Raw genomic sequence first — 24,971 nt, 5'->3', positions numbered from 1 at the left:
ATAATGGAAGGCGTTTTTTCACAATTGAACTGATTTTTCTATTACTAATAATGAAATTTTTGATAGGTTGGGTTATAATTTTGATATATTTTGATTAAGTTTTACATTTTGAATAAGTGGTGGTGAGTTCCGATGAGAGTACAAGACCCACTTAGGGTAAATATAGGTGAACCCCGACCCGCATCATCTGAGCGGTCTGCTGCAAATACAGCAGCTTTTCAAAAGATTATTAACTCCTATTCGAAGGACCTCACCGAGGAGCACCTCCAAAAGATGCTTCTGGAATTAGATCAACAAGGAAAACAGTTAAACGAAAATCCGACATTTGCAGAACTGCGCAAGTATAAGGATTTGGTTAAGAAGTTTATGGGTGAGGTAACAAAAAACGGGGTAGGTATGTACCAGACTGAAAGCTGGGACCCGTATGGAGGAAATAAAACGCTGAAAACGGTCCAAGTACTCGACCGCAAATTAATTGAATTAACAGATCACGTTTTAAATCAACAGAATTCGAGTTTATCCATCCTGGAACGAATCGGAGAGATTAAAGGCTTATTGATCAATCTTTATACGTGACACGTAAAGAAAGGAAGAAAATAGGTGCAACTTCTGATCATCATACTGTTAGTCCTCAATTTCATTGGAGTTCTTTTCTTGATTATTCGCAGTTTTTTTAAGACGAAAAATGACTCCCAGCTGGTACTAAGTCAAAAAATATTGGAAAATCAAGGGCAGCTGAATCGGCAATTGATGGAAGTGAAATCAAAGCTGGAGCATTATTATGAATCTATTCAACTGGAGCCTCAACAATGGAGGGCGGAGAAGCCATTTTTTGAAGCCCCGCCTCAAGTCGAAACAAAGCCAAAAAAAGAACAGAAATTATTGTTAAATGACCGTTATAAAGAGATTTTTGAATTAAATGTACAAGGTTTAACGGCAGATGAGATTGCAAAGAAACTTGATAGAGGCTACGGTGAAGTTTCGCTCATTCTTGGGCTTGCTGCTCAAGAAAAAGCATAAGGAAGGGGTTTTATCATGATAAGAGGGTTATATACTGCAACTTCAGGAATGTTATCTCTGGAGCGGAAGCAGGAAGCATTAGCCAATAACCTGTCAAATGCTCAAACTGTGGGATATAAGAAAGATGATACGGCGTTGCGAGCATTTCCAAAGTTATTTATAGATCGAATCAGCAAAATGAATGGAAGTGGAACTGCAGCCGCTGCAGGCACTGCCCAAGTATCTGGACAGTCCGTCCCAATTGGTGTGCTCACTACCGGTGTACTTGCCCAGGAACGTATTCCTAGCTTTACTCAAGGACCCCTTGTTCAAACGGATCAGCCTCTTGACATCGCGATCAATGACCAGAATATTCCTGCCCAGCTTGTCAATGGCCGGCAGGTGAAGCCGACGGCAATGTTTGCTGTCCAGCTCCCGGATGGAACAGTTGGATACACCCGGAACGGGAAATTTGATTTAGACGCAAATGGCAATTTGGTTACTTCTGAAGGCTATCGGGTGCTGGGTGCCAACCATCAGCCAGTGCAAATAACGACTAGTATTCAAAAAGGGGATTTGTACATAAATCAGAATGGCCAGATTATTGCGTATCCTGATGACCCTGCAAGAACCCAATTTGCTGGCGAGATTGGGATAGCCATAGTGCAAAATCCAATGGATCTTCGCCGACGGGGTGCAAATGTCTACCAAGCGGATACCCCAGCACCGTTTATCCAAGACCCAGGGAATACCAATCCCGGTGTAACCCTTAATCAGGGATCTATTGAACAGTCAAATGTAGACACGGGACAAACAATTTCAGATATGATGATGACCGTTCGCGGATATGAGTCAAACCAAAAAGTAATCAGTGCCTATGATTCCTCATTGCAACAACTGTATTCGGTGGGAAAGATTAACGGGTAAATCGCTTTAAAGACAGGAGGTAACGAATTTGAACACGTCACTATACATTTCTTCAGGCGCACTGCAGGCGTTTCAGCAAAAAATTGATACTTCCGCTAACAATATAGCCAACGTTGACACGAATGGTTTTAAACGGAAGGACCAAAGCTTTTCGGAAATTTTAGCTTCTCAAGTCAACAATCTGGGCACTGCAAACCAGGAAACCGGGCGGCTTACCCCTAAAGGCATTCGGGTTAGTTACGGGACGCGTTTGGGCCTTACACAGCTGGATATGAAGCAGGGGCAGGCTTTGCAAACTGGGAACCCCTTTGACTTAATGATTAATGGAAAGGGATTTTTTCAAGTGAGCTATCCATCAGCAGATGGGAACGGTGAGGTTCATTATACAAGAGATGGTAATTTTCACTTGAGTCCAAATTCGGCTAATCCGGGAAACTTTAATTTAGTCAATGCTAACGGAGGTTTTCTGCTCGACCAAAATGGCACGCCGATTGAACTGAATGGTCAGGATGATGTTAGTATTGATGCAACAGGTCAAATTCAAATTAAAAATGGGCAGGGTGTGTCATATGTTTCGCCACAAAGGGTGGCCACGGTTGACATTCAAAATCCAAATGTATTAAAAAGTGTTGGAGGCAATGAATTTGCAATTGACACCACCTTATTGGGGAATGGAACAAATGTCGGAAACTTTATAACTGTTATGGCCCCAGGAGATGCTCAGATTTCCTCTGGGTATATAGAAGGCTCCAACGTCGATTTGACAAAAGAAATGACCGATTTGATCACAACACAGCGGGGCTTTCAAATGAATGCAAGGGCGGTTTCCTATGCTGATCAAATGGTGGGGATTGCTAATAATATATTAAAATAGGTTTCTGGCCTGAGGCGTTTTTGACGTCTCTTTTTTTTACTAAACTTTATATAAGAATGACCGATTAATATAAAGTGGGCATTTTTTAAAAATAAAATATGATATTTTCTCATATAAAATATGACGTTTAAACTCTAGAAAGGAGTGGTGGCAATGGTTAGTTCTGTTACTAATTATAATCGAATTTCTGGATTAGCTTCCGGCATAGATACGGATACCTTGGTAGCACAAATGGTAAAAGCGCAAAGCAGCCAGCTTAATAAGTTGCAGCAGGCAAAAATTCTTAACTCGTGGAAGACGGATGCCTATCGGGAAATCAATACAAAGCTTGACGATTTCCGCAAATCAGTTGAAGGGCTTCGTTTGCAATCAACGTTCATTAAGCAAACCATAACATCATCTCAGCCGGATAAAATAGGTGTAAGTATTTCTGGGAAACCTACTGCAGCTTCTTATACGATTTCATCTGCTAGTCTTGCAACACCAGCTCAAGGTGCATCCGTGAATATTACTGTCCCTGGAAGAACGACTAAAGCAGATGCAGCCTTTTCATTTAATCTTACCGGCACAGGAACGGAACTTATTGATATTGCAAAAGATGATACAGCTGATCAGATCATTTCCAAGATTAATGAAAAAAGCTCTACCACTGGAATCAAGGCAAGCTTTTTTGATGGAAGTAGTTCCATCATTTTAACCACTATAGCAACAGGTGATTCTGCCGATATAAAAATCGATAGTGTGACGACTAATAATTTAGGAATTGTTGACGGCTCCATAAAATCCGCCCCGAATTTTGGAGCGTATAGTGTAGGTAAGAATGCATTGCCAGGGAGTGTTACCATTAATGGTCTAACCTTAAGCATCAGCAGTAATAGTTTTGTCTATGATGATATGAAGATTGATTTGAAGTCGAAAATTGATGCAACTGATCCATCAGTGTCGATTCAAACAGCAAATGATACCCAAGCTGTATTTGACTCAATCAAAACATTTGTAGATAAATATAACCAACTTATCGATGATCTTAATAAAAAAGTATCAGAAAAGAAATATCGGGACTTCCCACCTCTATTAGATGATCAAAAAAAGGACATGAAGGACAATGATATCAAGCTGTGGGATGATAAAGCAAAAAGTGGCGTATTAAAAAACGATTCTACCATTTCAGGATTCTTGATCCAGCTACGAAATAGCTTAACCGAAGCAACAGGCGGAATTACGAGTAGCCCTAAAACCCTTACTGATATCGGCATAACGCCAAGTAAATCTTATCTGGATCATGGCAAATTAGAACTTGATGAGACGAAATTAAAAAGTGTTTTAGACAACAATTTAGAAGGGGTAAAAAGTCTATTTACAAAAACAAGTAACTTAGGAAAATCCAGTGATTCAACGGTAACCAGCATAGCCAAGCATAATGACAGTGGTATTGGTTGGAGAATCTATGATCGAATTAACAGCACGATAGCTGATTTAGCGTCGACAGCTGGCTCGCCAAACTCCTATGTTGATACAAGCAGTCTAATGGCAAAACAGCTTAAAACAATCAATACTAATCTTAATAAAGAGCAGGACCGAATTGCACAGTATGAAAATAATCTCTATAAAAAGTTTTCTGCTATGGAGACGGCGATGTCCAAATTAAATTCGCAAAGCTCATGGTTATCACAGCAGCTAGGGCTGGGATAAAAATATTCGTGTTTGAATAGGAAAATTGAAAGTTGGGTCATTCCTTATTGGAATGGCTCCTTTTTTTTGATAAAAAATTTTAAAAAACAGCTAAACTATTTTTTTGATTCTCCGATAATAAGACATGTAAGACAATTGAATCTTAGGCGATGTTGAAAAAGTTACTGTCATTCAAGAAGATTCAAAATTTAGGTTAGTGATTAATGCACCAAAGAAGGTTGTGTGGACATAGATTTTGATCTTATCAAAAGTTATGTTTACTTTATTATTTTGATAATAGACCTACTGGGTTTGTTATAGATAAAGTTTCATAGGGAATATTCCCTGTAAAATTAATTTTACATATAATAAGGAGGAAAATTAATTATGCAAATTAACCACAATATCACAGCGATGAACACTCTTCGTCAGTTAAATTCAGCATCAACTGCACAATCCAAATCAATGGAGAAGTTATCTTCTGGTCTTCGTATCAACAACGCGGCAGATGATGCAGCAGGACTAGCAATCTCCGAAAAAATGCGTGGACAAATCCGCGGATTAGACATGGCTTCCAAAAATGCTCAAGATGCAACTTCTTTAATTCAAACTGCTGAAGGTGCATTAAATGAAACAGAAAGCATTCTTCAACGTATGCGTGAATTATCGGTTCAATCTTCCAATGATACAAACACTGATGGTGACCGTAAAGAAATCCAAAAAGAAATTACTCAATTGAAAGATGAAGTAAACCGTATTTCAACTGATACTGAGTTTAACACTAAGAAATTATTAAATGGTAGCGTGGCTAACAATGCAAACATTACTTCTGATGCTCATGTTTTAGGAAGTGTAAGTGTTGTTGATTCTGATTTAAAAGCTGACACATATACAGTCACTACTGGTGCTGTAGCTACGGTAGGAATGGATATTAAAACAAACACTACTGGACTAGATGCTACAAATTTTGCTCTAAATACTAATGCAAGTATTGATGGATTAAAATTAGGCGATTATTCATTGGAATTTAAGTCTACTGGAGCAACTGATACATTCGATATTTCTTTGAAAAATAGCGATGGTGTTGAAGTAGGGGTCTTAGCAGGATGGACAGCAGGCGGCGGTGACGCAACTATTGTTGGTACACGTCCCGATGGTACTGCAACAAAGTTTACATTGACAGATCCTCTTGCTGGTGGGGTTAATGAAGGGGAATTAGCCTTTAATTTAAATGCTACCTATGCAGCTGGAGACTTTGAAATTACAAACTCTGCTAGTGGAACTGAATATTCTAATGCAACTAGCTTGAAAATAACTGATAATAACTTTGAAGCAGGTGGACTTGCGTTTGATTTATCTGTTGATTCTGTTTTAGCAGCAGCGGGATCCTCGGTAATTAAGACTACAAATAATGCATTGTCAATGCATATCGGTGCTAATGAAAACCAGGAAGTGAAACTGGATATCAATAAAATAGATACACAAAGTCTTGGTATCAATGATATTGATGTTACTTCACAAGCAGGTGCTGAAACCGCAATTACTGCTGTAAGTGACGCTATTGCAAAAGTTTCAGCTGAGCGTTCAAAACTTGGTGCCGTCCAAAACCGATTCGAACACACAATCAATAACCTAGGTACATCATCCGAAAGCTTAACAGCTGCGGAATCTCGTATCCGTGACGTAGACATGGCGAAAGAAATGATGACTCAAACTAAGAATTCTATTCTTTCACAAGCAGCACAAGCTATGTTGGCTCAAGCCAACCAACAACCGCAAGGAGTTCTACAACTTCTTCGTTAATTATTTTTTATCAAAAAGGGAATTCCGGTTTTTACTGGGATTCCCTTTTTATTATAGTAAAGGAGATGAAGCCATAAGTTTGGGTATCGCATGAGAAAAATTCTTGTCTAGGAGAAATCATAATATAATTTAATAAAAAATGATCCCACTTATAAACAATGCTCCTAAACATTTCCTGCCCTTATCCGATAAAATTAATAGAATAGTGTAATATGAAAGAAGGGTTGTGTATGATTGAGAAAGTTTTAAATTCAAATAATCAACTGACAGATTTCCAAGTGAAACCAGTGGAAGGTGCACCCAAAATAAAAGAAGAATCGACTGATCCACAAAACCAAAATCCAAAGCAACCAGAGCATTCAAGGAAAAAAATAGAAAAAGCCATTAATGGCATGAATGACTTCTTAAAAGCGTCCAATACCCACTTGAAATTTCAGTTTCATGATGAATTACAAAAATATTATGTTGCGATTGTGGATGATCAAACGAATGAGGTCGTTAAAGAAATTCCGCCCAAGAAATTGCTAGATATGTATGCAGCAATGGTGGAGTATATCGGTCTTTTAGTAGATAAAAAGGTTTAAAGAAAATCGGCCTAGACAATGGAGTTGAATTCATTTGCAAATCCCGCAAATCCAGCTACATCAAACTTACGCTCAAATCGGACTGCGGACAACCCAGCCGGTTCAGGAGATTCATCAACAACCTGCCGATTTATCGATTGAACAGATTCCTGCTGTAATGACAATTGAACGTCAGCCCGCCCTACTTGAAATCAACCAGGAGCAGGCACGGTATGAATTGAACATGAAGAGTTTTGGTAGGTTCAATGAGGATATGGCTGAAGCTGCCAAGAAAAATGTGTTAGAAGCCATTGCTCAAATTGCACAGGAAGGCAATCAAATGGCAGCGATTCAGAATAAAACTGATGCCATTGCTGCGATTGCCACCGACAAGGCCCTCCCAGGTTCTGCAGATTTTAATATCGCCTTTATCCCAAGCTATGGTTCAGTCCAAATTCATTATACCCCGGCTGAGGTGTATATCAATTGGCAACAGGGTGGTGCTAAAATTGAATCCACTCAGCATAAGCCAATTCATAATTATACACCTGGAAAAACCGAAGTGTACCTTCGGCAAATGCAGCAATTACAAATTGATTTTGTTGGATTGAACGTGAATAGTAAGACTTGAGGGTCTTGTCAAAATAAAACAAACCAGCAGAGAGCAGAAGGAGTCTTTCTGCTATTTTTTTTGTTTTTTCCTCCCTCCTCATTTCAGAATCAATCAAAATAAATAATGTACATTCCTGGTTATTTTGATACAATTTAATCACAGAGTCCAAAGGTGCGAGTTTTTTTATGCATAAATAAATTTTTTCTTTCAATTAAAACTAAACTTTTTTTTATATATACCGATTAATATTAATAGAACTGGAGGGATGGTACATGCGAATCAATGATACGAATTATGGTTTTATCTCCTACCAAAAACAACAGAACCGTTCAAATATAGCAAACCCAGCAAAAAAGTCATCTTCCTCTGCTGAAGTGACCATTTCAACACGCGGTAAAGAAATTTCCCAGGTGATGATGAAGGAACAGACTCAGCGACAAAATCGGGTTCAGGAATTAAAACAGCAGATAGCCGACGGAAGCTATCACGTTGAAAGCAGCAAAATTGCTGATAAAATGATCGGGTTTTGGAAGAATGAATCCATTTAGGAGGACGTAAATTGGAAAAACTAGTCCAAATATTGGCGGAGATGATTGACGCCCATACCCGATTACTCGATTTAGCGAAAGAGAAGCGAACCATCCTTGTCGATGGAAGTATTGATGGACTACAAAGCGTGGTCATCCAGGAGAACTCGTGTGTAAATGAAATTCAGAAACTGGATCAGCAAAGACAACAATCGGTGCAAGAATATATGGCACAAAAGGGGATAATGGGACATTTTTTTTCGCTTGAGGAATACCTCAAATCCAAGGACGATGGTGCTCTAAAGTCCGCATTAACGAGGATGGCGGAACAGATTCGTCACTTAATTCAGGAAATTTCCTATTTAAATGAAAGCAACCAGCAATTAATTCTAACATCGCTTTCCTACATTCAATTCTCGGTCGCGATGTTTGTACAAAAAGAACCAGTAATCGGATATGGTCCGAATGCGGGCAACCATTATTCAAACCTGCTGGATGCAAAAGTATAAATTATGATAGACGGAGGAAAATGTAGATGGTTTCGACCTTTCATGGCTTAGAAATAGCGAAAAGAGGACTGTTTGCCCAGCAGTCGGCACTTTCTACTACGGCTCATAACATTGCCAATGCCAATACACAGGGCTATACCCGGCAGCGAGCGGAAATGCAAGCAACTACCCCCATCCCCAATGCAGGGATGAACGTGGATAAAACTCCAGGTCAATTGGGAACCGGTGTCGAGGTGGCAAAGCTGGTTCGGCTGCGGGAAGACTATTTGGATGTCCAATTTCGCGGTGAAAACAAAAATTTGGGATACTATGAAGCCAAAAGTGATACGCTGTCCAAAATGGAAGAACTATTGAACGAACCCTCTGAGACAGGGTTAGCGGAAACGATGGATCAATTCTTTAATTCATGGCAGGAATTGTCTAAAAATCCGGATAGTGGTGCTTCTCGTTCGGTAGTAAGACAAACAGGGGTAGCTGTCGCCGAAACGTTTAATTATATTTCTAATTCCTTGGACCAATTACAGGAAGATCTTAAAAATGTTATTTCTGCCAAAACGAAAGATGTCAATTCTTTGGCAACCCAAATTAGCAGCCTAAATGATCAGATTTCCCGTCTCGTTCCTAACAATTACCAGCCTAATGATTTGTATGACCGACGAGATTTGCTGCTCGATCAATTATCAAAACTTGTGGATGTCAAAGTGAAAACCTACCCTGAGACTGGGATGGTCGACGTATCTGTCGGCGGTGAGTTGTTGGTTCAGGGAAAAACTGCAAAATCCTTTTCCATTGGGTTTGATCCAACCTCCGGCTTGGTCAATCCCGCCGAGATAATGATTGGAAGTGATCCCGTATCCTTGAATTCCGGAGAGCTGCTCGGTCTGATGGAATCGTATGGAATAACAGACGGCAGTTCAAATAATAGCATCCCTAATCTTAAATCGAAAATCGATAATTTGGCCAAGACTTTTGCAGAAAAGGTAAATCAAGTTCATCAAGATGGACTTAATTTAGATAATATCAATGGTGGTATGCCAGCGACACCAATCTTTTTTACAGGAACAACTGCTAAAACCTTAAGTGTAAATCCAGAAATTATGCAAAATTTAAACCTGATTGCTGCAGCAAAAGAAGAATCCCCAGGAACTTCTTCGACTGGAAATGGGGAAAACGCCAAGGAAATGGCTGCAATTAAAACAGCCATTCTTGGTTTTAACGGTGCAACCTCCAACGCAACTGATTTTTATCGCAATATCATTGCGCAGTTGGGAACTGATTCACAAGAGGCACAGCGAATGCAGGATAACTCCAATTTGATTGTTCAGCAGGTAGAGAATCGGATCCAGTCCGTTTCCGGTGTCTCTTTAGACGAAGAAATGGCGAATATGATTAAATTCCAGCAGGCATATAATGCTGCTGCACGGGTTGTAACCATCATGGATGAATGTTTGGATAAGGTAATCAACGGCATGGGCCGTGTCGGAATGTAGGGGGAATTTGGATGAGCACGCGCGTAACACAATCGATGCTGAATCAGAATCTGCTGGTAAATTTACAGCGGAGCGACAGAGCAATGGAGAAGTTACAGAATCAGTTATCTTCCGGTAAAAAAATTAATAGACCATCAGATAATCCCGTCATAGCGGTTCGGAGCATGGATTACCGTTCTTCGCTCAATGATATCAGCCAATTTAAAAGCAATGCGGATGATGGAATCTCATGGATGACGACCACTGATGAAGCTCTGGATGAGGTAACCTCTGTCCTGCAGCGGGTCAGGGAACTGACGGTTAAGGGCCTTAACGGAACGAGTGGTACTACAGATCGCAGTGCTATTGCTGATGAAATCGATCAGTTAAAAGAGCATTTAGGGGAAGTTGCCAATTCCCAAATTGCCGGAAAATACATATTTGCTGGGACGGATGTCAAAGCACCACCATACCGGGAGGACCCGGCAATAATTGGCTCCGCGAAAGCGTTTCGCAACAATAATCAAGAAAAATTGGAATATCAGGTAGGGCAGACTAGCAATGTCCAAATCAATATTTCAGGGACCGACATCTTTAATAATGATGGAAACGGAGGTCTCTTTAAAGCCCTTTCAGACATCGTTTCGGATTTTCGTTCTTCGCTAGGATCCGTCTCTGACCACTTAGGTGACTTAGATGTTCAAATCGATAGCATCTTAACGAAACGCTCTGAATTGGGAGCCCGGATGAACCGGATGGAACTAAGTCAGTCGCGGCTGGACCAGCTTGAGGTTTCAACAAGTAGTTTATTATCAAAGGAAGGAGATGTGGATATTTCGCAGGTTATTATCGACCTTAAGTCCCAAGAGAATGTTCATCAGGCTGCCTTATCGGTTGGAGCGAAAGTTATTCAAACTTCTTTAGTTGATTTCTTACGTTAGTGTGAACTGCACAACTCCGTGCAGTTTTTTTGCGTGAAAATTTTTAAATCGATGATTACCTAAATCATACATTATTGTTAAAATAAAGATTGGAGGTGGAATTCTTGTATCCCAAAGTGAATCAGAACATCGTGATAAAATTAAAATACACTGATAAGTCGTTTCGGTCGATTGTAGCCGATATTGGGGAAAAAGAGTTACTAGTCGGAATCCCCCTGGATCGGAAGAACATTGGCCTAGTTGTGGATGGATCGAAATTGGAAATTTTCTTCTTGTCCGGCGAAAATCAGTATAAATTTTCAACTAAAATGCTGGGAAAAACAAGAGACAAAATCCCGATGTATCGAGTAACTAAGCCGGAGGCACAAGAGATTGTAAAGGTTCAGCGGCGCGATAATTTTCGTGTTAGAACCAATTTGCGACTGATCATGAAAGAAAAGGAACTAATAACGATTGATCTAAGTGTCGGTGGAACCCTGATCTCCTCCAAGTTAGATTTTGAAGTGGAGGAAGCGGAATCAGTGTCTGGAACTTTGATTATTCCTAATAAAATAAATAAAAATCCAGAATTCATCCCCTTTCAGGGCCTGGTCATTCGAATTGAGCTTATCGAAGATATAGAAAGAAAAAATATAGCTATCGAATTTACAGACATAGAGAAGCGGCATCAAATGAAAATAACCCAATATTGTTTTGAAAGACAAAGGCAAATGCGTTTGATAGAACGAGAATCTAGATAAGATAAAAAGCCCCCCCTATTGGGGGCTTTTTATCTTATCTAGGGAGAAGCTCTAGTTTGTTATGTTAAAAAAATCAAGCTTATTATTTTACTGAAAATAAAAGAACATATATAATAAAAATATGGATATTTTGTGTATTTTGGTAAGGGATAGATCCAACTTCTAGTTTTTGCTGCGTGCATACCCCAAAATTTTTCCCATTCCATCGAACAGTATAGTAAACATTCTAAAGATGTTTCACCCAATTAATCAAATTATTAATTTTAAAATCTGTTTGATCGAAAAAAATATGCTAATTTTTCGATGATTACACTTGGTTTATTTGGAGGTTTTTTTATGAGTTTAAAAAATGCAGTATTTGAAATGAAAGAAGCCTTAATTAATCAGCCAGATGACCTATCAGAGAAAGACTTTACCGGTGACTTGGAGAAAAGAAATGAATTACGGCCTGGTACTCTCGTATTTTACTATAACCAATTGCTGCTACATCTGAAACGCTCTGAACAAGTAGGTCCATCTCATCACGACACCAAAAAAGTCAATCGCAAATGGACTAAAATTGAAATCGAGTTCATGTTTCAATATATAAAAGAACGTCAGGATGAAGGGGCACTCAATATCACTGAAATATTGGAAGAAGTGGCCAAGCTGATAAACCGGGGCTATCAATCGGTTAATTATAAATATTATAGCCTCGTCAAGGCAAAAGGAAAAAAGGAAACGACTGAGCAGCATGGTTATCATTTTACGACTATTGCTGAGGATGAGGTACCGGTAATATCAACAGAGGTCATCCAAAACATGGCTCCAGTATTAGAAATAAATCCTTTGGATCATTCATCCGATGATGATTTGTTGGACATTTTGTCCGGATTGATTACCAACGTTCAGCAGCTCCCAGGGATTCAGTTAAATGAACTTTTAAGAAGTTTGTATCAACTAACAAATCTAGCTCTTCAGAATCAGGACGTAGTTCAACAGTTTGAGGCCATGAAAGCGGAAAAACATCATGAAAAGGCAGCTTTGCAAGATAAGTTAAAGAAAAAGGAACAACAATTAATTAATGAGAAAAAGCGTAATGATGAATTGCAGGAAGAAGTTTCGAAATTGGCAAAGGAAATTATCGCTTTTAACCTGTTAGGGGATGCAGCTAAAATTCAAAACCTGAAATCCTATAATCAACAGCTTAATTATATCATTGATGGATTCGGTTTGGTCCTGAAGGTAGGCAGTTAAGCATTAGGTTCAAATAAATATTCCTGCTGAGATAACTCAAACTTTTTAACTCTATCTTATAGAAAAAAGATAGCCTGTAACCTAAACTTCTTTCCACTTTTGCCGATAATGACTAATAAGTAGATTTTGAAAGGAGCAATCAATGGTGTCGTTAAGAAACCCTTATCAAACATATCAAAAGCAAGCTGTCACGACTTCCAAACCGGAAGATTTAACGTTAATGTTATATGAAGGTTTGGTAAAATTTATCCGTTTGTCCAAGCAGTCACTTCAAAATAAAAAATATGAAGAATGTCATCGATATAATTTAAGAGCACAGGATATTCTAAGCGAGTTAATTGTAACTTTAAAAAAGGGGTATTCCGTTTCTGAACCGTTGCTCTCAGTTTATGATTACATGAAAACCCGTTTAATTGAAGCAAACATTAAAAAAAGTTTAGAAATTTTGACAGAGGTAGAAGGGTTTGCTGTGGAATACGTGGAAACGTGGACAGTAGCGATGAAACAAGCAAAAACAATAAGTTAAAGTCTGGAGTAATTATGGACGAATTCATTATAGCAATTTCTGAAATTACTGAAGACATGGAACGGGCCTTAAATGAAGAAAATGATCCGGAGTTTGAGAAATTATTAACAGAACGTAACGCACTTATGGGAAAGGTTGATGAGTATCGGGTAAACCATCCGTGTGCTAAGTATTCTCCAAAAAGCAAACAATTGCTGGATGCTGCTCTTCAAGTTGACATGAGGATGGCTCCTGTTTTAAAAGAAAGAATGGCGGAAACAGAGTCTACACTTATTAAAATCGAAAAAAATAAAAAAGTTTCAAAAAAGTACTCTCCCTACATGAAACAAACAAACGGAGTATTTGTTGATTCAAAGAAGTAAACAAGAAAACACTGATAGTGATTAAAATGCGTTTTAATCACTATCAGTGTTTTCTTGTTATTTTTGCGTGATAGCGCAATATATTATTTCGGTGACTCGCAATAGATAATAATATACAATATACGATATAACTGTCAATATTTGACCTTAATCGACTGAATTTGCTATTTAGATATAACTAAACAATTGCAGTTCTAGCATTCTATTTATTTTTGCCATAAAGGGAAAATCTAGTTTTTTTTAGTGGGAAGGTAGAGATAAATGAGCCATCAACGATTATTATTGAAGGACAAGCACCCAACCGGCCAAATCTATGATTTTATGGAATTCAAAAAAAGGAAACCATTTTTCCATGAACAGATGAATATAAAAATTGGGTACCCAATTAACGAAACGTATATTTTGGTGGAAAATCTCGTTTACAAAGAAAAGCAGATTCTTATCTTAAAGCAGGATCTGGACGCAAAGACGATCATTTTAGTAGAAGCAAAATTAAATGGAGGTCAGCTTCAATATATTTCGAAATTATCTGAAGAAAGTATACAGGATGTAAGTAGGATGTTGAAAAATTACATATAATGCTATTTTAATAGTTAGATGAATAAACAGAAGTGAAAAATTGCGTGATTCGCAAAAAGAATTAACGTGATCACGCAGTTTTACTTCTATTAAAATGATGGATACCAAATCATACTTGTTATATAATGTCACAGTTTATACATAAAAAAGAAAGGAAGGGTTCCTTTGAACATTGGTGCTGACTGGTTGGCAAGAACTATGCTTTCCAATCCTGTATCCAGGATTGGAAATGCACAATCCCAGATTGGGACGGGAGCTTCCGATACCAGTAATCTATTTGTAAATGTTTTAACACAGTTTTTAAAGCAGCAGGAGTTGCAAACAGCAACTCCATCCCAGATGAATGCTTTCATACCTGACTTTTTTTCGTCCATACCTTCTTCAATTAATACGCAAAATCTGCCTTTGAATACGCAAAATTCATTGATATACCAGCCAATTTCTTCTGAAAGTCTAAATCAAGTGCTCAGTGGAAAATTAACTGGGATGGGTGAGACATTTGTCAGAGCAGGGCAACGGTTTAATGTTAACCCTGCTTTACTGGCAGCGATATCCCAACATGAAACAGGGAATGGGAAATCCAATGCTGCTATAGAAAAAAATAATGTTGCCGGAATGATGGGCAACCACGGTTTAAAGTCATACGCTTCCATTGAAGATAGCATCATGGATATGGCGCAGAATTTAAGTAAGAACTATCTTGGAAAAGGGTTATCCAGTATTGCAACAATCGGTTCAAAATATGCTCCGATAGGTGCTGGAAACGATCCCACAGGCCTGAACAATCATTGGGTAACGGGTGTTAACAAGTATTTTAATCAATTTTTTGTATAAAGTTTACAAATTTATTAATTCTTCATTTGGAAACGCTTATCGTTCATCAGCTAGTAGAAAATATATAGAATTGTTATGGCTTTTTTAGTATATTGAGAAAGACTGTTATTCTAGTGATTTTTATAATTAATCAAAATGAATCAAAAAAATATGATGATAGAAAGGGAGAAATCATATTGAATAATATCAGCCTCCTGCAGTCTGCATTAGGTGCTGCAAGCTTACGGCAGCAAGCTATTTCCAATAATATTGCGAATGCTGAGACCCCTGGATATAAAGCAAAAAAAGTTGTGTTTGAGGATATATTGAGACAGCATTTAACCAATCAAAGTAACTTTGTTGGAATCCGCACAAATGCAAAGCATGTGGTGATTGGCAACTCTGAGGACATTCCATTGCCAATGATAATAGAAAACCAGCAAACCACAATGCAAAACAACGGTAACAATGTCGATATCGATCAAGAGATGACCCAAATGGGGAAAAACGCCTTATGGTATGATACCTTGTCACAACAAGTAAATAGCGAATTTCAACAATTATCCATCGCGATAACAGGTAGGAGGTAGGGAAAATGTTTTCTTCGTTAAATATCAGCGCTTCCGCCTTAACAGCGCAGCGGTTACGGATGGATGTAACTTCCTCTAATATTGCGAATGCCTCCACTACTAGAGGTACGATGGTAAATGGACAATGGGAACCGTACCGCCGCAAGATGGTTGTAATGGAACCAAATGGCACCTCATTTAATCAAATTTTACAGGGGCAAATTCAAAAACAGTCGCAATCACAAACGAACATGCAGGGTGTAAAAGTTACGGGAATTGTTAACGATCAAACACCTTTCAACTTGGTCTACGATCCATCAAACCCTGATGCAAGCACTGACGGATACGTAAAGATGCCAAATGTCGATTTGTCGAAGGAAATGGTAGATTTGCTTTCTGCCTCTCGGGCATATGAAGCAAATGTAACGTCCTTTAATACCGGAAAATCAATGATGTTAAAAGCATTAGAAATCGGCCATTAGGAGGACTTTAGAAAATGGATATCTCTAGCATTGCAAGTGGCTCCATCAAAATAAATCAAAATCCGTTTCAAAAAATAGAATCAAATCAATCCAATACATCATTTGCAAGCGTGCTCCAAGGATATTTGCAGAATGTGGATGCCACAGTGACGCAAGCTTCAAATTTGTCTGCCGAAGTAGCTACAGGTGAAATTGATAACATACACGATGTAACGATTGCTTCTGAAAAGGCCAAGCTTGCACTCGAATTAACTGTTACTACAAGAGATAAGGCCGTAGAAGCATACCAGGATATCATGAGGATGCAATTTTAGAGAATGATAGAAAGCTGGGCAGGGTGAGAAATGAAACGATCATGGACAGATCAATTGAAAAAAGTAAAAGACCTTTTTAGCAATTATTGGAAAGAACGCAGCACGAAACAAAAGTGGTTCATAATAGGAACATTCTTATTTCTTTTTGCTGCTCTTTCAAGCTTTGTTTTTTTTGCGTCTCGCCCGCAGTATGTACCTTTATATACAGGTCAATTGACCACTCGGGAAGTTGGAGATATTAAAGCAGAATTGGACAAAGAAGGATATACAAATTATCAGGTATCCGACAACGGTATGATGATCCAAGTGCAAAAAAAGGACGCAGCTGATTTAGTAGTTAATCTTGCTTCAAAAGGGTACCCAAAAGATAGCACAATCAACTATGATGTTTTTAGCCAAAATCTATCATTTGGTGCAACAGATCGGCAATATGACATCCTTGAGCGGCAGGCGATGCAATCTCAAGTAGCGGATGTGCTGAAAAATGTGGATGGCATTAAAAATGCAGAGGTAATTTTGACGTTGTCGGAAAAATCCGTGTTTGTCAAGCAAGATCAGGAACAAAAAGCTAGTGCTTCCGTAATGGTAGAAGTAGAACCAGGAGCAGAGCTTAATGCTAATCAAATTCGTGCTCTGTACACTTTAGTATCAAAAAGTGTCCCCAACTTACCAATTGGTAATATTACGATCATGAATCAGTACAGTGAAACATTGGCCCTCCGGGATGTGGACACTGATGAACAAGCGTTGGATCAATATGAAAAGCAACGGAAAATCCAACAGGATATCCAGCAGGATATTCAACAAAGTCTTCAAAGTCTGCTGGGAACCATTCTTGGAACGGACAAAGTGTATGTACATACGTTTGTCAAAATGAATTTTGATAAAGTCAAAACGGAAGAACAATTAGTGAAGCCAACTGATAAGGAAAATAACGGGATTGTGGTAAGCTCTGAAAAAACTTCTAAGTCTTCCACTAACAGCGGAGCAAATGCCGGCGGTGTTGTCGGGACCGGAGAAACTGATGTCCCAGGTTATCCCGCGTCCAATACTAATGGAGAAAGCACTAATGATGAAACTTCAGATAAGGTAAATTATGAAATCAACAGAATAAATAATAAAGTCATTAAAAGTCCTTATGAAATAGATGATATTACGATTAATGTCGGAGTGGAGCCTGACCCGTCTAGCCCTAATAAATTATCAATGGCGACACAGGACAGCATCCGAAACATCGTTTCAAATACAGTAAGGACAGCTCTCGGTCATCCGGATTTAACCCAGAAAGAGGTTGATCAGAGGATTACGATATTCCCGCACACTTTAGAAAAGAATACGGCGCTTGAAAATCAAGCAAAGAATAATGGACTTTACATTGGAGCAGCTGCTGCAGGAATACTTTTAATTGGTGGTTTAGTATGGTTCCTTGTACGACGTAGGAAGCAGGATGAATTTGAACCGGAACTGAAACCGAAGATGGTCATTCCGCCTCCAATGAAAGAGAAAGAAATAGACTATTTTTCCGAGCAGGATATGAGCGTGGAAAGGCAATTAACGAAATTGTTAAATCAAAGGCCAGAAGACTTTTCCAAAGTCATCAGAGCTTTGCTGTATGAAGAGGAGGCGTAGATACCCATGGCGACAGCATCAAAGTTTACCGGAAAACAAAAAGCTGCAATCTTGCTTATTTCTATGGGTAAGGAAGCCTCTGCTAAGTTGTATAAGTATTTGCCAGAGGAAGAGATTGAACAGTTGACAGTTGCGATTGCAAATATCCGTAAAGTCGATGCAGTAGAAAAAGAGGCTGTCTTAAAGGAATTTCATGAAATGTGCATTGCCCAGGATTATCTGGCAACTGGTGGAATTAACTTTGCACAGGAAGTGTTGGAAAGCGCATTAGGCGAAGATCGTGCAAAACAAATGATTCAGCGGTTAACGACACAGCTCGAGGTAAAGCCATTCGATTTTACACGACGTATTGACCCAATGCAGATTTATCACTTCCTGCAAAACGAACATCCTCAAACGATTGCTTTAGTGCTAGCCCATATAGACCCGCAACAGTCATCTATGATTCTCTCTTCGCTTCCGAGCGAGCTTCAATCGGATGTTGCGAAGCGGATTGCACAGTTAGAGCAAGCTTCTCCGGCTGTGATAAAGGAAGTTGAACATATTTTAGAACAAAAACTAACCGCCACCATTCGTCAGGAATACAGCGTGGTAGGAGGAATAGATTCGATAGTCAGCATCCTTAACGGTGTCGACCGCAGCACAGAAAAGAGTATCTTGGAACACTTAGAAGTTGAAAACCATAACCTGGTCGAAGAAATCAAAAAGCGGATGTTCACCTTTGAAGATCTTATTAATCTCGACCGTCGTGCCATCCAGCGCGTGATTCAGGAAGTGGAAAATCAGGATCTCCTTATTGCCATGAAAGCTGTTAGCCCAGAAGTCAAACAGGTTCTGTTTGAAAATATGTCACAACGGATGGTGGAAACATTCCAAGAAGAATTGCAATATCTTGGACCAGTCAGGGTCAAGGATGTCGAGGATGCTCAGGGAAGAATTGTATCTGTCATTCGCCTCTTAGAGGATGCTGGTGAGATAGTGATTGCCCGAGGTGGTATCGATGAAATCTTACTCTAAAGTTTTTAAAGCTTCACATCTTTCCATTGTGAATGAAGTAAAGGTAATCTCCACGCCCCTTCCTTCAATTAATCAACAAGTAGAAGAATGGGAGTCTGTGGTTGTAAAGGAAGCAAGTGAGGATCTCGAACACCAAATACTTGAAGCTGCCAAAGTGCAGGCACAGGTAATCCTTTCAAACGCTGAACAAAAAGCAATGTCTCTCGAACGAGAAGCCCAGGAAAAAGTGAATCAATGGTGGAAAGAAAAAGAGAAAAATTTAGAGATGATGTCCCTTGAAGCCCAGCAGCAAGGATACGATGTAGGGTTTGAAAAGGGTGGAGTGGACGCGGAAAAGCAAATTCAGCAGGACTATCAAGAGAAGATGGTACAGGTTCAGCACTTGTTACAGTGTGCATATGAACAGAAGGAAGCGATTATCGCAGAAGCCGAGCCTTTTTTGCTGGAGTTGAGTACCGCGATTGCATCGCAGATTATCAAACAGGAATTAGAAGGTAACCCAGATAAATTTGTGGAGTTAATTAAGCATCACATTCTTCGCTTTAAAGAAAAAGAGTTTATTACGGTTTGTGTTCACCCGGATGATTTTGACTTTATTCAATCGCAGCGGGCTCATCTAGGTGCTGTTGTTAATGGAGAAACAGAAATCAAAGTCATCCCGGATCATACCGTTACACCTAATGGGTGTATGATCCGAACAGCTTATGGTAGTGTTGATGCGCGCATTGATACCCAATTGGAAGTGATCAAAAAGGTCATTCTTGAAGTAGGAAGGGATTCGGAAAGTGACATTATCAGCTGAGAAATACATAAAGCACATTCGCGGTATTGACACAGTACGGGTGAATGGGAAAATAACACAGATTATTGGTCTAACTATCGAATCCCAAGGACCTGATGTCCGGATTGGAGAATTGTGTTCGATTTTCCCGGCACATTCCCAAACACCAATTCAAGCAGAAGTTGTGGGAATCAGAGAAAACAAGGTATTGCTTATGCCTCTTGGCGAGGTTCGTTCTATCGGACCTGGCTGTGATGTAGTGGCCAGCGGAAAACCACTAATGGTTAAGGCTGGTCATCAGTTGCTTGGTCGCGTTCTTGATGGTTTAGGACAACCTCTTGATGGAAAGCCACTTCCCTTTGGATTAGGGGAAGTGCCTGCACATGCCATGCCGCCAAATCCCCTGATGCGGCCAAGAATTCAATATCCCTTAGGGGTGGGCGTCCGAACGATTGATGGCTTATTAACCATGGGGAAGGGCCAAAGGTTTGGGATCTTTGCAGGAAGTGGCGTTGGGAAAAGTACCTTACTGGGAATGATTTCACGAAATACAACTGCAGAAGTAAACGTAATTGCCCTGATTGGAGAAAGAGGTCGAGAAGTTAACGATTTCCTTGAACAAAACTTAGGTAAAGAAGGCTTGAAAAAATCAGTCGTGATCGTAGCTACCTCTGACCAGCCTGCCTTGATTCGGATAAAAGGGGCGTTGACTGCCACTTCGATTGCGGAGTATTTCCGTGACCAGGGTAAGGATGTATTACTTGTGATGGATTCTGTCACAAGGTTTGCCATGGCACAGCGAGAAATTGGCTTGGCGATTGGCGAACCACCAACAACCAAAGGTTACACTCCTTCTGTGTTTGCTATGTTGCCGCAACTTTTGGAACGTGCAGGAACTGGGCAGAAGGGATCCATTTCTGCCATATATACGGTTTTGGTGGATGGAGACGATATGAACGAGCCCATTGCAGATGCTGTGAGAGGTATTTTGGACGGGCACATTGTTTTAAATCGTGCGATCGCCGGGAAAGGAATTTTTCCATCGATTGATGTGCTTAACAGTGTCAGCCGCGTTATGACAGAAGTTACATCGGATGAACACTTAAATGCAGCTAGTAACTTAAAAAAACTTCTTGGTGCCTATAATGAAGCCGAAGATTTAATCAATATTGGCGCCTATAAAAAAGGTTCGAATCGTGAAATTGATTTGGCAATTAGATTAAAACCCCAGATGGATCAATTTTTACGGCAGGGAATCTTTGAGACATCCATGCTAGAGGACGCACAATCCTACTTAATTTCACAATTTGGAGCGATAATGCGATGAAATATGAGTTTTCCTTTCAAAAAGTGCTCGATGTCAAAGAAAAAGAAAAAGAAGTAGCGAAAAACGAGTTTGGCTCAAGTAAACGGCGGCAAATGGAGCTAGAGGAAAAGTTGGAAGGTTTGGAAGTTAAGAAGGAAAAGGTTTACAACCAATACAATGATGTAAACCGAAAAACAGTTTGGGAATTTTTAGAGGTCCAACAGGAACTCGATCACTTTAACTTGCAAGTGAAACAATTGACGCATCAATCAAAACAGCTTCATCAAGAAGTGGAACTTAAACATGAGGTGCTAATAGCAAAAACAAAGGAAGCAAAAGTATGGAATCTTTGGAAGGACAAATCAAAAAATGCCTTTCAAATGGAGCAGGCTAGGAAAGAACAAGCGATGCTGGATGAAATGGCAGTTTTACGCTATTCCCGCAGGGTGTGAGGAGAAAGTTAGATGGAAGAAAAAAAACACGGTAAACTACGCACAATTCTTTTTTTGATGATTCCTGTACTGGTAATCGTCATCTTAGCTATTTTTCTAGGCATCCCTGGGGGGGAAACCTTACAAAAATGGGGCAATAAAATTCCAGTAATAAACCGTATCATCCCAGACCCAGCTCCAAATAAAACAAACACTTCGGATAGTCAAAATGACTGGCAACAGAAATATTTAGCCAGCAGCGCCGAGATAACAGACAGAGATCTACAGATATCAAAATTAACTAAGCAACTCCGTGACACCAAAACAGGGTTAGAAGACATTAAAAAGAATAATCAAGAATTGCAGCGTCAGCTAGAAACGAAACAAGCAAAAGCTGTGCAGAATCAAATGAAACAAATGGCCAAAATGTATGCCAATATTCCGGCAACCAAAGCGGCAGCCATGATTGCTTCCATGCCCTTGGAGGATGCGGCCTTAACGATATCGAATCTTAAACCGGACCAGCAAAGTAGCATTCTCGGTGGTATGAAGGATGCAAAAAAAGCGGCCCAAATTACTCTACTGGTGACAGAAATTGCCGGGCTTACGGAAATGGATCCGATCCTGCTAAAAGATCAGATTCATCAAATTGCTTTGCAACAGGAAAATCCAACCCAGATACTGGCCGAAACGATAGCAGGGATGCCCTCAGCGCAAGCAGCGGGGATTATTCAATCAATGATGGTGACAAACTCACAAACCGCAATGGAGCTGTTGAGAAACATTAATGTTAATAACCGCTCCCAGATCTTAACGGAAATCCAGAAAACAAATGCTGATTTGGCGGCACAAATTGCATCAAGTTTAAACAGGTAGAATGGGCTCCATGGAAGGAGAAAATCATGAAGAGATTCATGTTTGTAATTATTTCGTTTATTTATCTAGTTTCTTTTCAACCCACGACATTTGCCGCTGGTACCTCAACTAACGGCGATCATACCGTCTACGACACGATCCAAAAAGGCGGCGAAAAAACGAAGTCTTCACCGGACAAGGTTGTAGATAGTGGGTCGTCACCATCCTTATTTCCCTTATTCATGAAATTTATTTTCTCCTTTATCTTGGTGGTCGGATTGCTGCTAGTGTTATTGCGCTTTCTTTCTAAACGAAACCACATGTTGCAATCCAGTGGTCCAGTAATCCATTTGGGAGGGAAGCAACTCGGAAATAACCGTAATCTCCAGGTGTTACTCATCGGCCAGACGATTTATATTATTGGTGTTGGTGACACGGTTACCTTGATCCGCACGATTTCTCAGGGTGAAGAATATCAGCACTTATTGGAAAATATTGAAAATCAGGCTGATGAACAGGCACCATCAAAATGGCTACCAGAGATTCCAAAAAGATTATGGAACGATACTTTTTTAAAGTATTTGAAAAAAATTAAGCAAGAAAATGGGGAGGAGTAGGATCGATGCTTCGGAAATTGATTGTTCTTGTACCTCTGCTAACGCTGGGAGGTCTTTCAATCGCGTATGCAACAAGTCCTGCTGATACGCTCATACCAGGAATTGATTTAGGCTCTAATGATCCAGGAAGTGTATCGAATTCCCTGCGGATTATTCTTTTGATTACGGTGCTTTCTATAGCTCCAGCGATACTTGTATTAATGACCTGTTTTACCCGTATCATCGTAGTGCTTGGGTTTGTTCGAAATGCGCTTGGAACACAGCAAATCCCCCCCAATCAGGTCTTAATCGGATTGGCACTCTTTATGACCTTTTTTATCATGGGTCCGACTTTTTCGCAAATAAATCATGATGGGCTAGAACCATTCATGTCAGGAAAAATGTCTCAGCAGGAAGCATTCAATGCCGCAAGTGAGCCATTGAAAGAATTCATGGCCAAACAGACACGCGAAAAAGATTTAGCATTGTTTATGGATTATGCTGGAATGAAAACGCCTAAAGAAGTGAAGGACATTCCAATTAATGCGTTAGTTCCTGCTTTTGCAATAAGTGAATTAAAAACCGCATTTCAAATGGGATTTATGATTTTTATTCCTTTCCTGGTCATCGATATGATTGTTTCAAGTGTCTTGATGTCGATGGGAATGATGATGCTTCCGCCAGTCATGATTTCGATGCCGTTTAAAATTTTACTGTTTATCATGGTGGATGGATGGAATTTAATTATTAAGTCATTGCTCACTAGTTTTTAAAAGGAAGTGTTACCCATGTCAACTGAAATGGTTCTACAGCTTGCACAGGATGCTGTCTATACTATCCTCATCGTCACCGCGCCAGTTGCTGTGGTGGCATTATTGGTTGGACTATTGGTCAGTATTTTTCAAGCAACCACCCAAATTCAGGAACAGACACTGGCATTTATTCCAAAAATCGTTGCCGTTTTCCTTACTCTATTAGTTGCCGGGGCATGGATGCTACAGCATGTCGTTGATTTCACCCAGAATTTATGGGGAAATCTTTCGCAATATGTGGGGTAGGTAATGGAAATCACTCCTTCCTTGTGGTGGACCTTTTTACTGATATTTGTCAGGATTTCTTCATTTATGGTATCAGCACCGGTGTTTTCTGGACAGCAAATACCTGGGACCTACAAAATCGGCTTTAGTGCCGCACTTAGTATTATTTGTGTAAGCATGATAAAAAATCCGGTCCATGATGTAGCTGAGTGGACACTGTTTTTATTAATTTTTAAAGAGTTTATGGTCGGAATTGTGATTGGAATGGTGGCCAATATCATGTTTTACTCCGTCCAGCTTGCAGGTTCATTAATGGATATTCAAATCGGATTCTCGATGGCCAGCTTATTTGACCCAACTTTTGGTACAAATACCCAACTGACGGGACGGCTACAAAACATTCTGGCAATGTTGGTGCTATTTACGACCAATGCCCACCATCTTTTGATACAGGGGATATTATCCAGCTTTGATTGGGTTTCATTGCAGGCTTTTGTGCCTGCGTGGTCGGACGGCCAGATATCAAGCTTTTTGCTGAAATGTTTGATGCAGATGTTTATGCTTGGATTTATGATGGCTGCCCCCATTATGGGTACATTGTTTGTGGTTGACATAGCGATTGGTATTCTTGCAAGGACTGTACCGCAGATGAATATTTTTGTCATTGCACCACCAATTAAGATTTTAGTCTACTTTGCTCTTTATATATTGGTCTTACCTGGTTTCTTTTATTTATTAAATATTCTTCTTCAAACAATGTTTGAATCAATGGCTTCTATTTTAAAAATAATGGGTGGATAAG

Annotated in this window: 31 protein-coding genes; all 31 read left to right on the top strand. The window is 39.6% G+C overall.

Going from position 1 to position 24,971, the window contains the following annotated elements:
- Positions 1–132 precede the first annotated feature (132 nt).
- Entirely contained in the window at positions 133–576 is a 444-nt protein-coding gene (locus B1NLA3E_RS18990; protein WP_015595435.1) for a YaaR family protein, read from the top strand.
- A gap of 24 nt (positions 577–600) precedes the next feature.
- Positions 601–1,020, top strand: a complete 420-nt coding sequence (locus B1NLA3E_RS18985) for a DUF6115 domain-containing protein (RefSeq protein ID WP_015595434.1) — start codon at positions 601–603, stop codon at positions 1,018–1,020.
- Positions 1,021–1,035: 15 nt separating this feature from the next.
- The gene (locus tag B1NLA3E_RS18980) at positions 1,036–1,926 is read left to right on the top strand and encodes a flagellar hook-basal body protein (protein WP_041580686.1); all 891 of its coding nucleotides are present in this window, start codon (positions 1,036–1,038) and stop codon (positions 1,924–1,926) included.
- A 28-nt stretch (positions 1,927–1,954) separates the two neighbouring features.
- Positions 1,955–2,800, top strand: a complete 846-nt coding sequence (locus B1NLA3E_RS18975; RefSeq protein ID WP_015595432.1) for a flagellar hook-basal body protein — start codon at positions 1,955–1,957, stop codon at positions 2,798–2,800.
- 153 nt (positions 2,801–2,953) lie between these two features.
- Complete coding sequence (gene fliD, locus B1NLA3E_RS18970; protein WP_015595431.1) at positions 2,954–4,492, top strand: flagellar filament capping protein FliD; 1,539 nt, start codon at positions 2,954–2,956, stop codon at positions 4,490–4,492.
- A gap of 366 nt (positions 4,493–4,858) precedes the next feature.
- Entirely contained in the window at positions 4,859–6,274 is a 1,416-nt protein-coding gene (locus tag B1NLA3E_RS18965) for a flagellin N-terminal helical domain-containing protein (protein WP_015595430.1), read from the top strand.
- A 230-nt stretch (positions 6,275–6,504) separates the two neighbouring features.
- Complete coding sequence (gene flaG / locus B1NLA3E_RS18960; RefSeq protein WP_015595429.1) at positions 6,505–6,858, top strand: flagellar protein FlaG; 354 nt, start codon at positions 6,505–6,507, stop codon at positions 6,856–6,858.
- A 34-nt stretch (positions 6,859–6,892) separates the two neighbouring features.
- Positions 6,893–7,468, top strand: a complete 576-nt coding sequence (locus B1NLA3E_RS18955) for a DUF6470 family protein (RefSeq protein ID WP_015595428.1) — start codon at positions 6,893–6,895, stop codon at positions 7,466–7,468.
- A 254-nt stretch (positions 7,469–7,722) separates the two neighbouring features.
- Positions 7,723–7,998: a flagellar biosynthesis anti-sigma factor FlgM gene (gene flgM / locus B1NLA3E_RS18950; protein ID WP_015595427.1), complete on the top strand. Its 276-nt coding sequence runs from the start codon at positions 7,723–7,725 to the stop codon at positions 7,996–7,998.
- 11 nt (positions 7,999–8,009) lie between these two features.
- Positions 8,010–8,486, top strand: coding sequence for a flagellar protein FlgN (locus B1NLA3E_RS18945; protein ID WP_015595426.1), 477 nt, complete (start codon positions 8,010–8,012; stop codon positions 8,484–8,486).
- A 26-nt stretch (positions 8,487–8,512) separates the two neighbouring features.
- Entirely contained in the window at positions 8,513–9,976 is a 1,464-nt protein-coding gene (gene flgK, locus B1NLA3E_RS18940; protein ID WP_015595425.1) for a flagellar hook-associated protein FlgK, read from the top strand.
- 11 nt (positions 9,977–9,987) lie between these two features.
- Positions 9,988–10,896: a flagellar hook-associated protein FlgL gene (gene flgL, locus B1NLA3E_RS18935; RefSeq protein WP_041580685.1), complete on the top strand. Its 909-nt coding sequence runs from the start codon at positions 9,988–9,990 to the stop codon at positions 10,894–10,896.
- Between the two features lie 104 nt (positions 10,897–11,000).
- Entirely contained in the window at positions 11,001–11,636 is a 636-nt protein-coding gene (locus B1NLA3E_RS18930) for a flagellar brake protein (RefSeq protein WP_015595423.1), read from the top strand.
- 336 nt (positions 11,637–11,972) lie between these two features.
- Complete coding sequence (locus B1NLA3E_RS18925) at positions 11,973–12,872, top strand: transcriptional regulator (protein ID WP_015595422.1); 900 nt, start codon at positions 11,973–11,975, stop codon at positions 12,870–12,872.
- A 142-nt stretch (positions 12,873–13,014) separates the two neighbouring features.
- Positions 13,015–13,398, top strand: coding sequence for a flagellar export chaperone FliS (gene fliS, locus B1NLA3E_RS18920; protein WP_015595421.1), 384 nt, complete (start codon positions 13,015–13,017; stop codon positions 13,396–13,398).
- A gap of 14 nt (positions 13,399–13,412) precedes the next feature.
- The gene (locus tag B1NLA3E_RS18915) at positions 13,413–13,760 is read left to right on the top strand and encodes a flagellar protein FliT (RefSeq protein ID WP_015595420.1); all 348 of its coding nucleotides are present in this window, start codon (positions 13,413–13,415) and stop codon (positions 13,758–13,760) included.
- Between the two features lie 261 nt (positions 13,761–14,021).
- A complete protein-coding gene (locus B1NLA3E_RS18910; protein ID WP_041580684.1) occupies positions 14,022–14,339 on the top strand; it encodes a hypothetical protein in 318 nt (105 codons plus the stop codon).
- Positions 14,340–14,504: 165 nt separating this feature from the next.
- Entirely contained in the window at positions 14,505–15,173 is a 669-nt protein-coding gene (locus tag B1NLA3E_RS18905; protein ID WP_015595418.1) for a glucosaminidase domain-containing protein, read from the top strand.
- A gap of 176 nt (positions 15,174–15,349) precedes the next feature.
- The gene (gene flgB, locus B1NLA3E_RS18900; RefSeq protein ID WP_236619588.1) at positions 15,350–15,742 is read left to right on the top strand and encodes a flagellar basal body rod protein FlgB; all 393 of its coding nucleotides are present in this window, start codon (positions 15,350–15,352) and stop codon (positions 15,740–15,742) included.
- Positions 15,743–15,747: 5 nt separating this feature from the next.
- Entirely contained in the window at positions 15,748–16,203 is a 456-nt protein-coding gene (gene flgC, locus B1NLA3E_RS18895; protein ID WP_041580682.1) for a flagellar basal body rod protein FlgC, read from the top strand.
- A gap of 14 nt (positions 16,204–16,217) precedes the next feature.
- A complete protein-coding gene (gene fliE, locus B1NLA3E_RS18890) occupies positions 16,218–16,517 on the top strand; it encodes a flagellar hook-basal body complex protein FliE (protein WP_015595415.1) in 300 nt (99 codons plus the stop codon).
- A gap of 30 nt (positions 16,518–16,547) precedes the next feature.
- On the top strand, positions 16,548–18,146 hold the full coding sequence (gene fliF / locus B1NLA3E_RS18885) for a flagellar basal-body MS-ring/collar protein FliF (RefSeq protein ID WP_015595414.1): 1,599 nt from the start codon (positions 16,548–16,550) through the stop codon (positions 18,144–18,146).
- 6 nt (positions 18,147–18,152) lie between these two features.
- Positions 18,153–19,163 (top strand): flagellar motor switch protein FliG, encoded by a 1,011-nt coding sequence (gene fliG / locus B1NLA3E_RS18880; protein ID WP_015595413.1) that lies wholly within the window; start codon positions 18,153–18,155, stop codon positions 19,161–19,163.
- Entirely contained in the window at positions 19,147–19,965 is an 819-nt protein-coding gene (locus B1NLA3E_RS18875; protein WP_015595412.1) for a FliH/SctL family protein, read from the top strand. The genes fliG and B1NLA3E_RS18875 overlap by 17 nt, the downstream gene beginning before the upstream one ends.
- On the top strand, positions 19,949–21,271 hold the full coding sequence (gene fliI, locus B1NLA3E_RS18870; protein ID WP_015595411.1) for a flagellar protein export ATPase FliI: 1,323 nt from the start codon (positions 19,949–19,951) through the stop codon (positions 21,269–21,271). The genes B1NLA3E_RS18875 and fliI overlap by 17 nt, the downstream gene beginning before the upstream one ends.
- Complete coding sequence (gene fliJ / locus B1NLA3E_RS18865; RefSeq protein WP_015595410.1) at positions 21,268–21,702, top strand: flagellar export protein FliJ; 435 nt, start codon at positions 21,268–21,270, stop codon at positions 21,700–21,702. The genes fliI and fliJ overlap by 4 nt, the downstream gene beginning before the upstream one ends.
- 12 nt (positions 21,703–21,714) lie before the next feature.
- Positions 21,715–22,557 carry a MotE family protein gene (locus tag B1NLA3E_RS18860; RefSeq protein WP_015595409.1) on the top strand — a complete coding sequence of 281 codons (843 nt, stop codon included), beginning with the start codon at positions 21,715–21,717 and terminating at the stop codon, positions 22,555–22,557.
- 26 nt (positions 22,558–22,583) lie between these two features.
- On the top strand, positions 22,584–23,153 hold the full coding sequence (locus tag B1NLA3E_RS23380; RefSeq protein ID WP_015595408.1) for a flagellar biosynthetic protein FliO: 570 nt from the start codon (positions 22,584–22,586) through the stop codon (positions 23,151–23,153).
- A 5-nt stretch (positions 23,154–23,158) separates the two neighbouring features.
- Entirely contained in the window at positions 23,159–23,905 is a 747-nt protein-coding gene (gene fliP, locus B1NLA3E_RS18850) for a flagellar type III secretion system pore protein FliP (protein WP_015595407.1), read from the top strand.
- Positions 23,906–23,920: 15 nt separating this feature from the next.
- The gene (gene fliQ / locus B1NLA3E_RS18845; RefSeq protein ID WP_015595406.1) at positions 23,921–24,190 is read left to right on the top strand and encodes a flagellar biosynthesis protein FliQ; all 270 of its coding nucleotides are present in this window, start codon (positions 23,921–23,923) and stop codon (positions 24,188–24,190) included.
- Between the two features lie 3 nt (positions 24,191–24,193).
- Entirely contained in the window at positions 24,194–24,970 is a 777-nt protein-coding gene (fliR, locus tag B1NLA3E_RS18840) for a flagellar biosynthetic protein FliR (protein WP_041580680.1), read from the top strand.
- The last annotated feature ends 1 nt before the right edge of the window (position 24,971 follow it).

The sequence above is a fragment of the Bacillus sp. 1NLA3E genome (assembly GCF_000242895.2).
GTDB lineage: Bacteria > Bacillota > Bacilli > Bacillales > Cytobacillaceae > Bacillus_BU.
The sequence above is the reverse complement of the archived record's forward strand: the minus strand, read 5'-3'. Positions and strand labels throughout refer to the sequence as shown.

What these genes read in the sequence shown, in the direction of transcription:
- B1NLA3E_RS18990 (WP_015595435.1), top strand. Translation starts at nt 133, where the DNA reads ATGAGAGTACAAGACCCACTTAGGGTAAATATAGGTGAACCCCGACCC.
- B1NLA3E_RS18980 (WP_041580686.1), top strand. Translation starts at nt 1,036, where the DNA reads ATGATAAGAGGGTTATATACTGCAACTTCAGGAATGTTATCTCTGGAG.
- fliD (WP_015595431.1), top strand. Translation starts at nt 2,954, where the DNA reads ATGGTTAGTTCTGTTACTAATTATAATCGAATTTCTGGATTAGCTTCC.
- B1NLA3E_RS18965 (WP_015595430.1), top strand. Translation starts at nt 4,859, where the DNA reads ATGCAAATTAACCACAATATCACAGCGATGAACACTCTTCGTCAGTTA.
- flaG (WP_015595429.1), top strand. Translation starts at nt 6,505, where the DNA reads ATGATTGAGAAAGTTTTAAATTCAAATAATCAACTGACAGATTTCCAA.
- flgM (WP_015595427.1), top strand. Translation starts at nt 7,723, where the DNA reads ATGCGAATCAATGATACGAATTATGGTTTTATCTCCTACCAAAAACAA.
- flgK (WP_015595425.1), top strand. Translation starts at nt 8,513, where the DNA reads ATGGTTTCGACCTTTCATGGCTTAGAAATAGCGAAAAGAGGACTGTTT.
- flgL (WP_041580685.1), top strand. Translation starts at nt 9,988, where the DNA reads ATGAGCACGCGCGTAACACAATCGATGCTGAATCAGAATCTGCTGGTA.
- B1NLA3E_RS18925 (WP_015595422.1), top strand. Translation starts at nt 11,973, where the DNA reads ATGAGTTTAAAAAATGCAGTATTTGAAATGAAAGAAGCCTTAATTAAT.
- fliS (WP_015595421.1), top strand. Translation starts at nt 13,015, where the DNA reads ATGGTGTCGTTAAGAAACCCTTATCAAACATATCAAAAGCAAGCTGTC.
- B1NLA3E_RS18915 (WP_015595420.1), top strand. Translation starts at nt 13,413, where the DNA reads ATGGACGAATTCATTATAGCAATTTCTGAAATTACTGAAGACATGGAA.
- B1NLA3E_RS18910 (WP_041580684.1), top strand. Translation starts at nt 14,022, where the DNA reads ATGAGCCATCAACGATTATTATTGAAGGACAAGCACCCAACCGGCCAA.
- flgC (WP_041580682.1), top strand. Translation starts at nt 15,748, where the DNA reads ATGTTTTCTTCGTTAAATATCAGCGCTTCCGCCTTAACAGCGCAGCGG.
- fliE (WP_015595415.1), top strand. Translation starts at nt 16,218, where the DNA reads ATGGATATCTCTAGCATTGCAAGTGGCTCCATCAAAATAAATCAAAAT.
- fliF (WP_015595414.1), top strand. Translation starts at nt 16,548, where the DNA reads ATGAAACGATCATGGACAGATCAATTGAAAAAAGTAAAAGACCTTTTT.
- fliG (WP_015595413.1), top strand. Translation starts at nt 18,153, where the DNA reads ATGGCGACAGCATCAAAGTTTACCGGAAAACAAAAAGCTGCAATCTTG.
- B1NLA3E_RS18875 (WP_015595412.1), top strand. Translation starts at nt 19,147, where the DNA reads ATGAAATCTTACTCTAAAGTTTTTAAAGCTTCACATCTTTCCATTGTG.
- fliJ (WP_015595410.1), top strand. Translation starts at nt 21,268, where the DNA reads ATGAAATATGAGTTTTCCTTTCAAAAAGTGCTCGATGTCAAAGAAAAA.
- B1NLA3E_RS18860 (WP_015595409.1), top strand. Translation starts at nt 21,715, where the DNA reads ATGGAAGAAAAAAAACACGGTAAACTACGCACAATTCTTTTTTTGATG.
- B1NLA3E_RS23380 (WP_015595408.1), top strand. Translation starts at nt 22,584, where the DNA reads ATGAAGAGATTCATGTTTGTAATTATTTCGTTTATTTATCTAGTTTCT.
- fliP (WP_015595407.1), top strand. Translation starts at nt 23,159, where the DNA reads ATGCTTCGGAAATTGATTGTTCTTGTACCTCTGCTAACGCTGGGAGGT.
- fliQ (WP_015595406.1), top strand. Translation starts at nt 23,921, where the DNA reads ATGTCAACTGAAATGGTTCTACAGCTTGCACAGGATGCTGTCTATACT.
- fliR (WP_041580680.1), top strand. Translation starts at nt 24,194, where the DNA reads ATGGAAATCACTCCTTCCTTGTGGTGGACCTTTTTACTGATATTTGTC.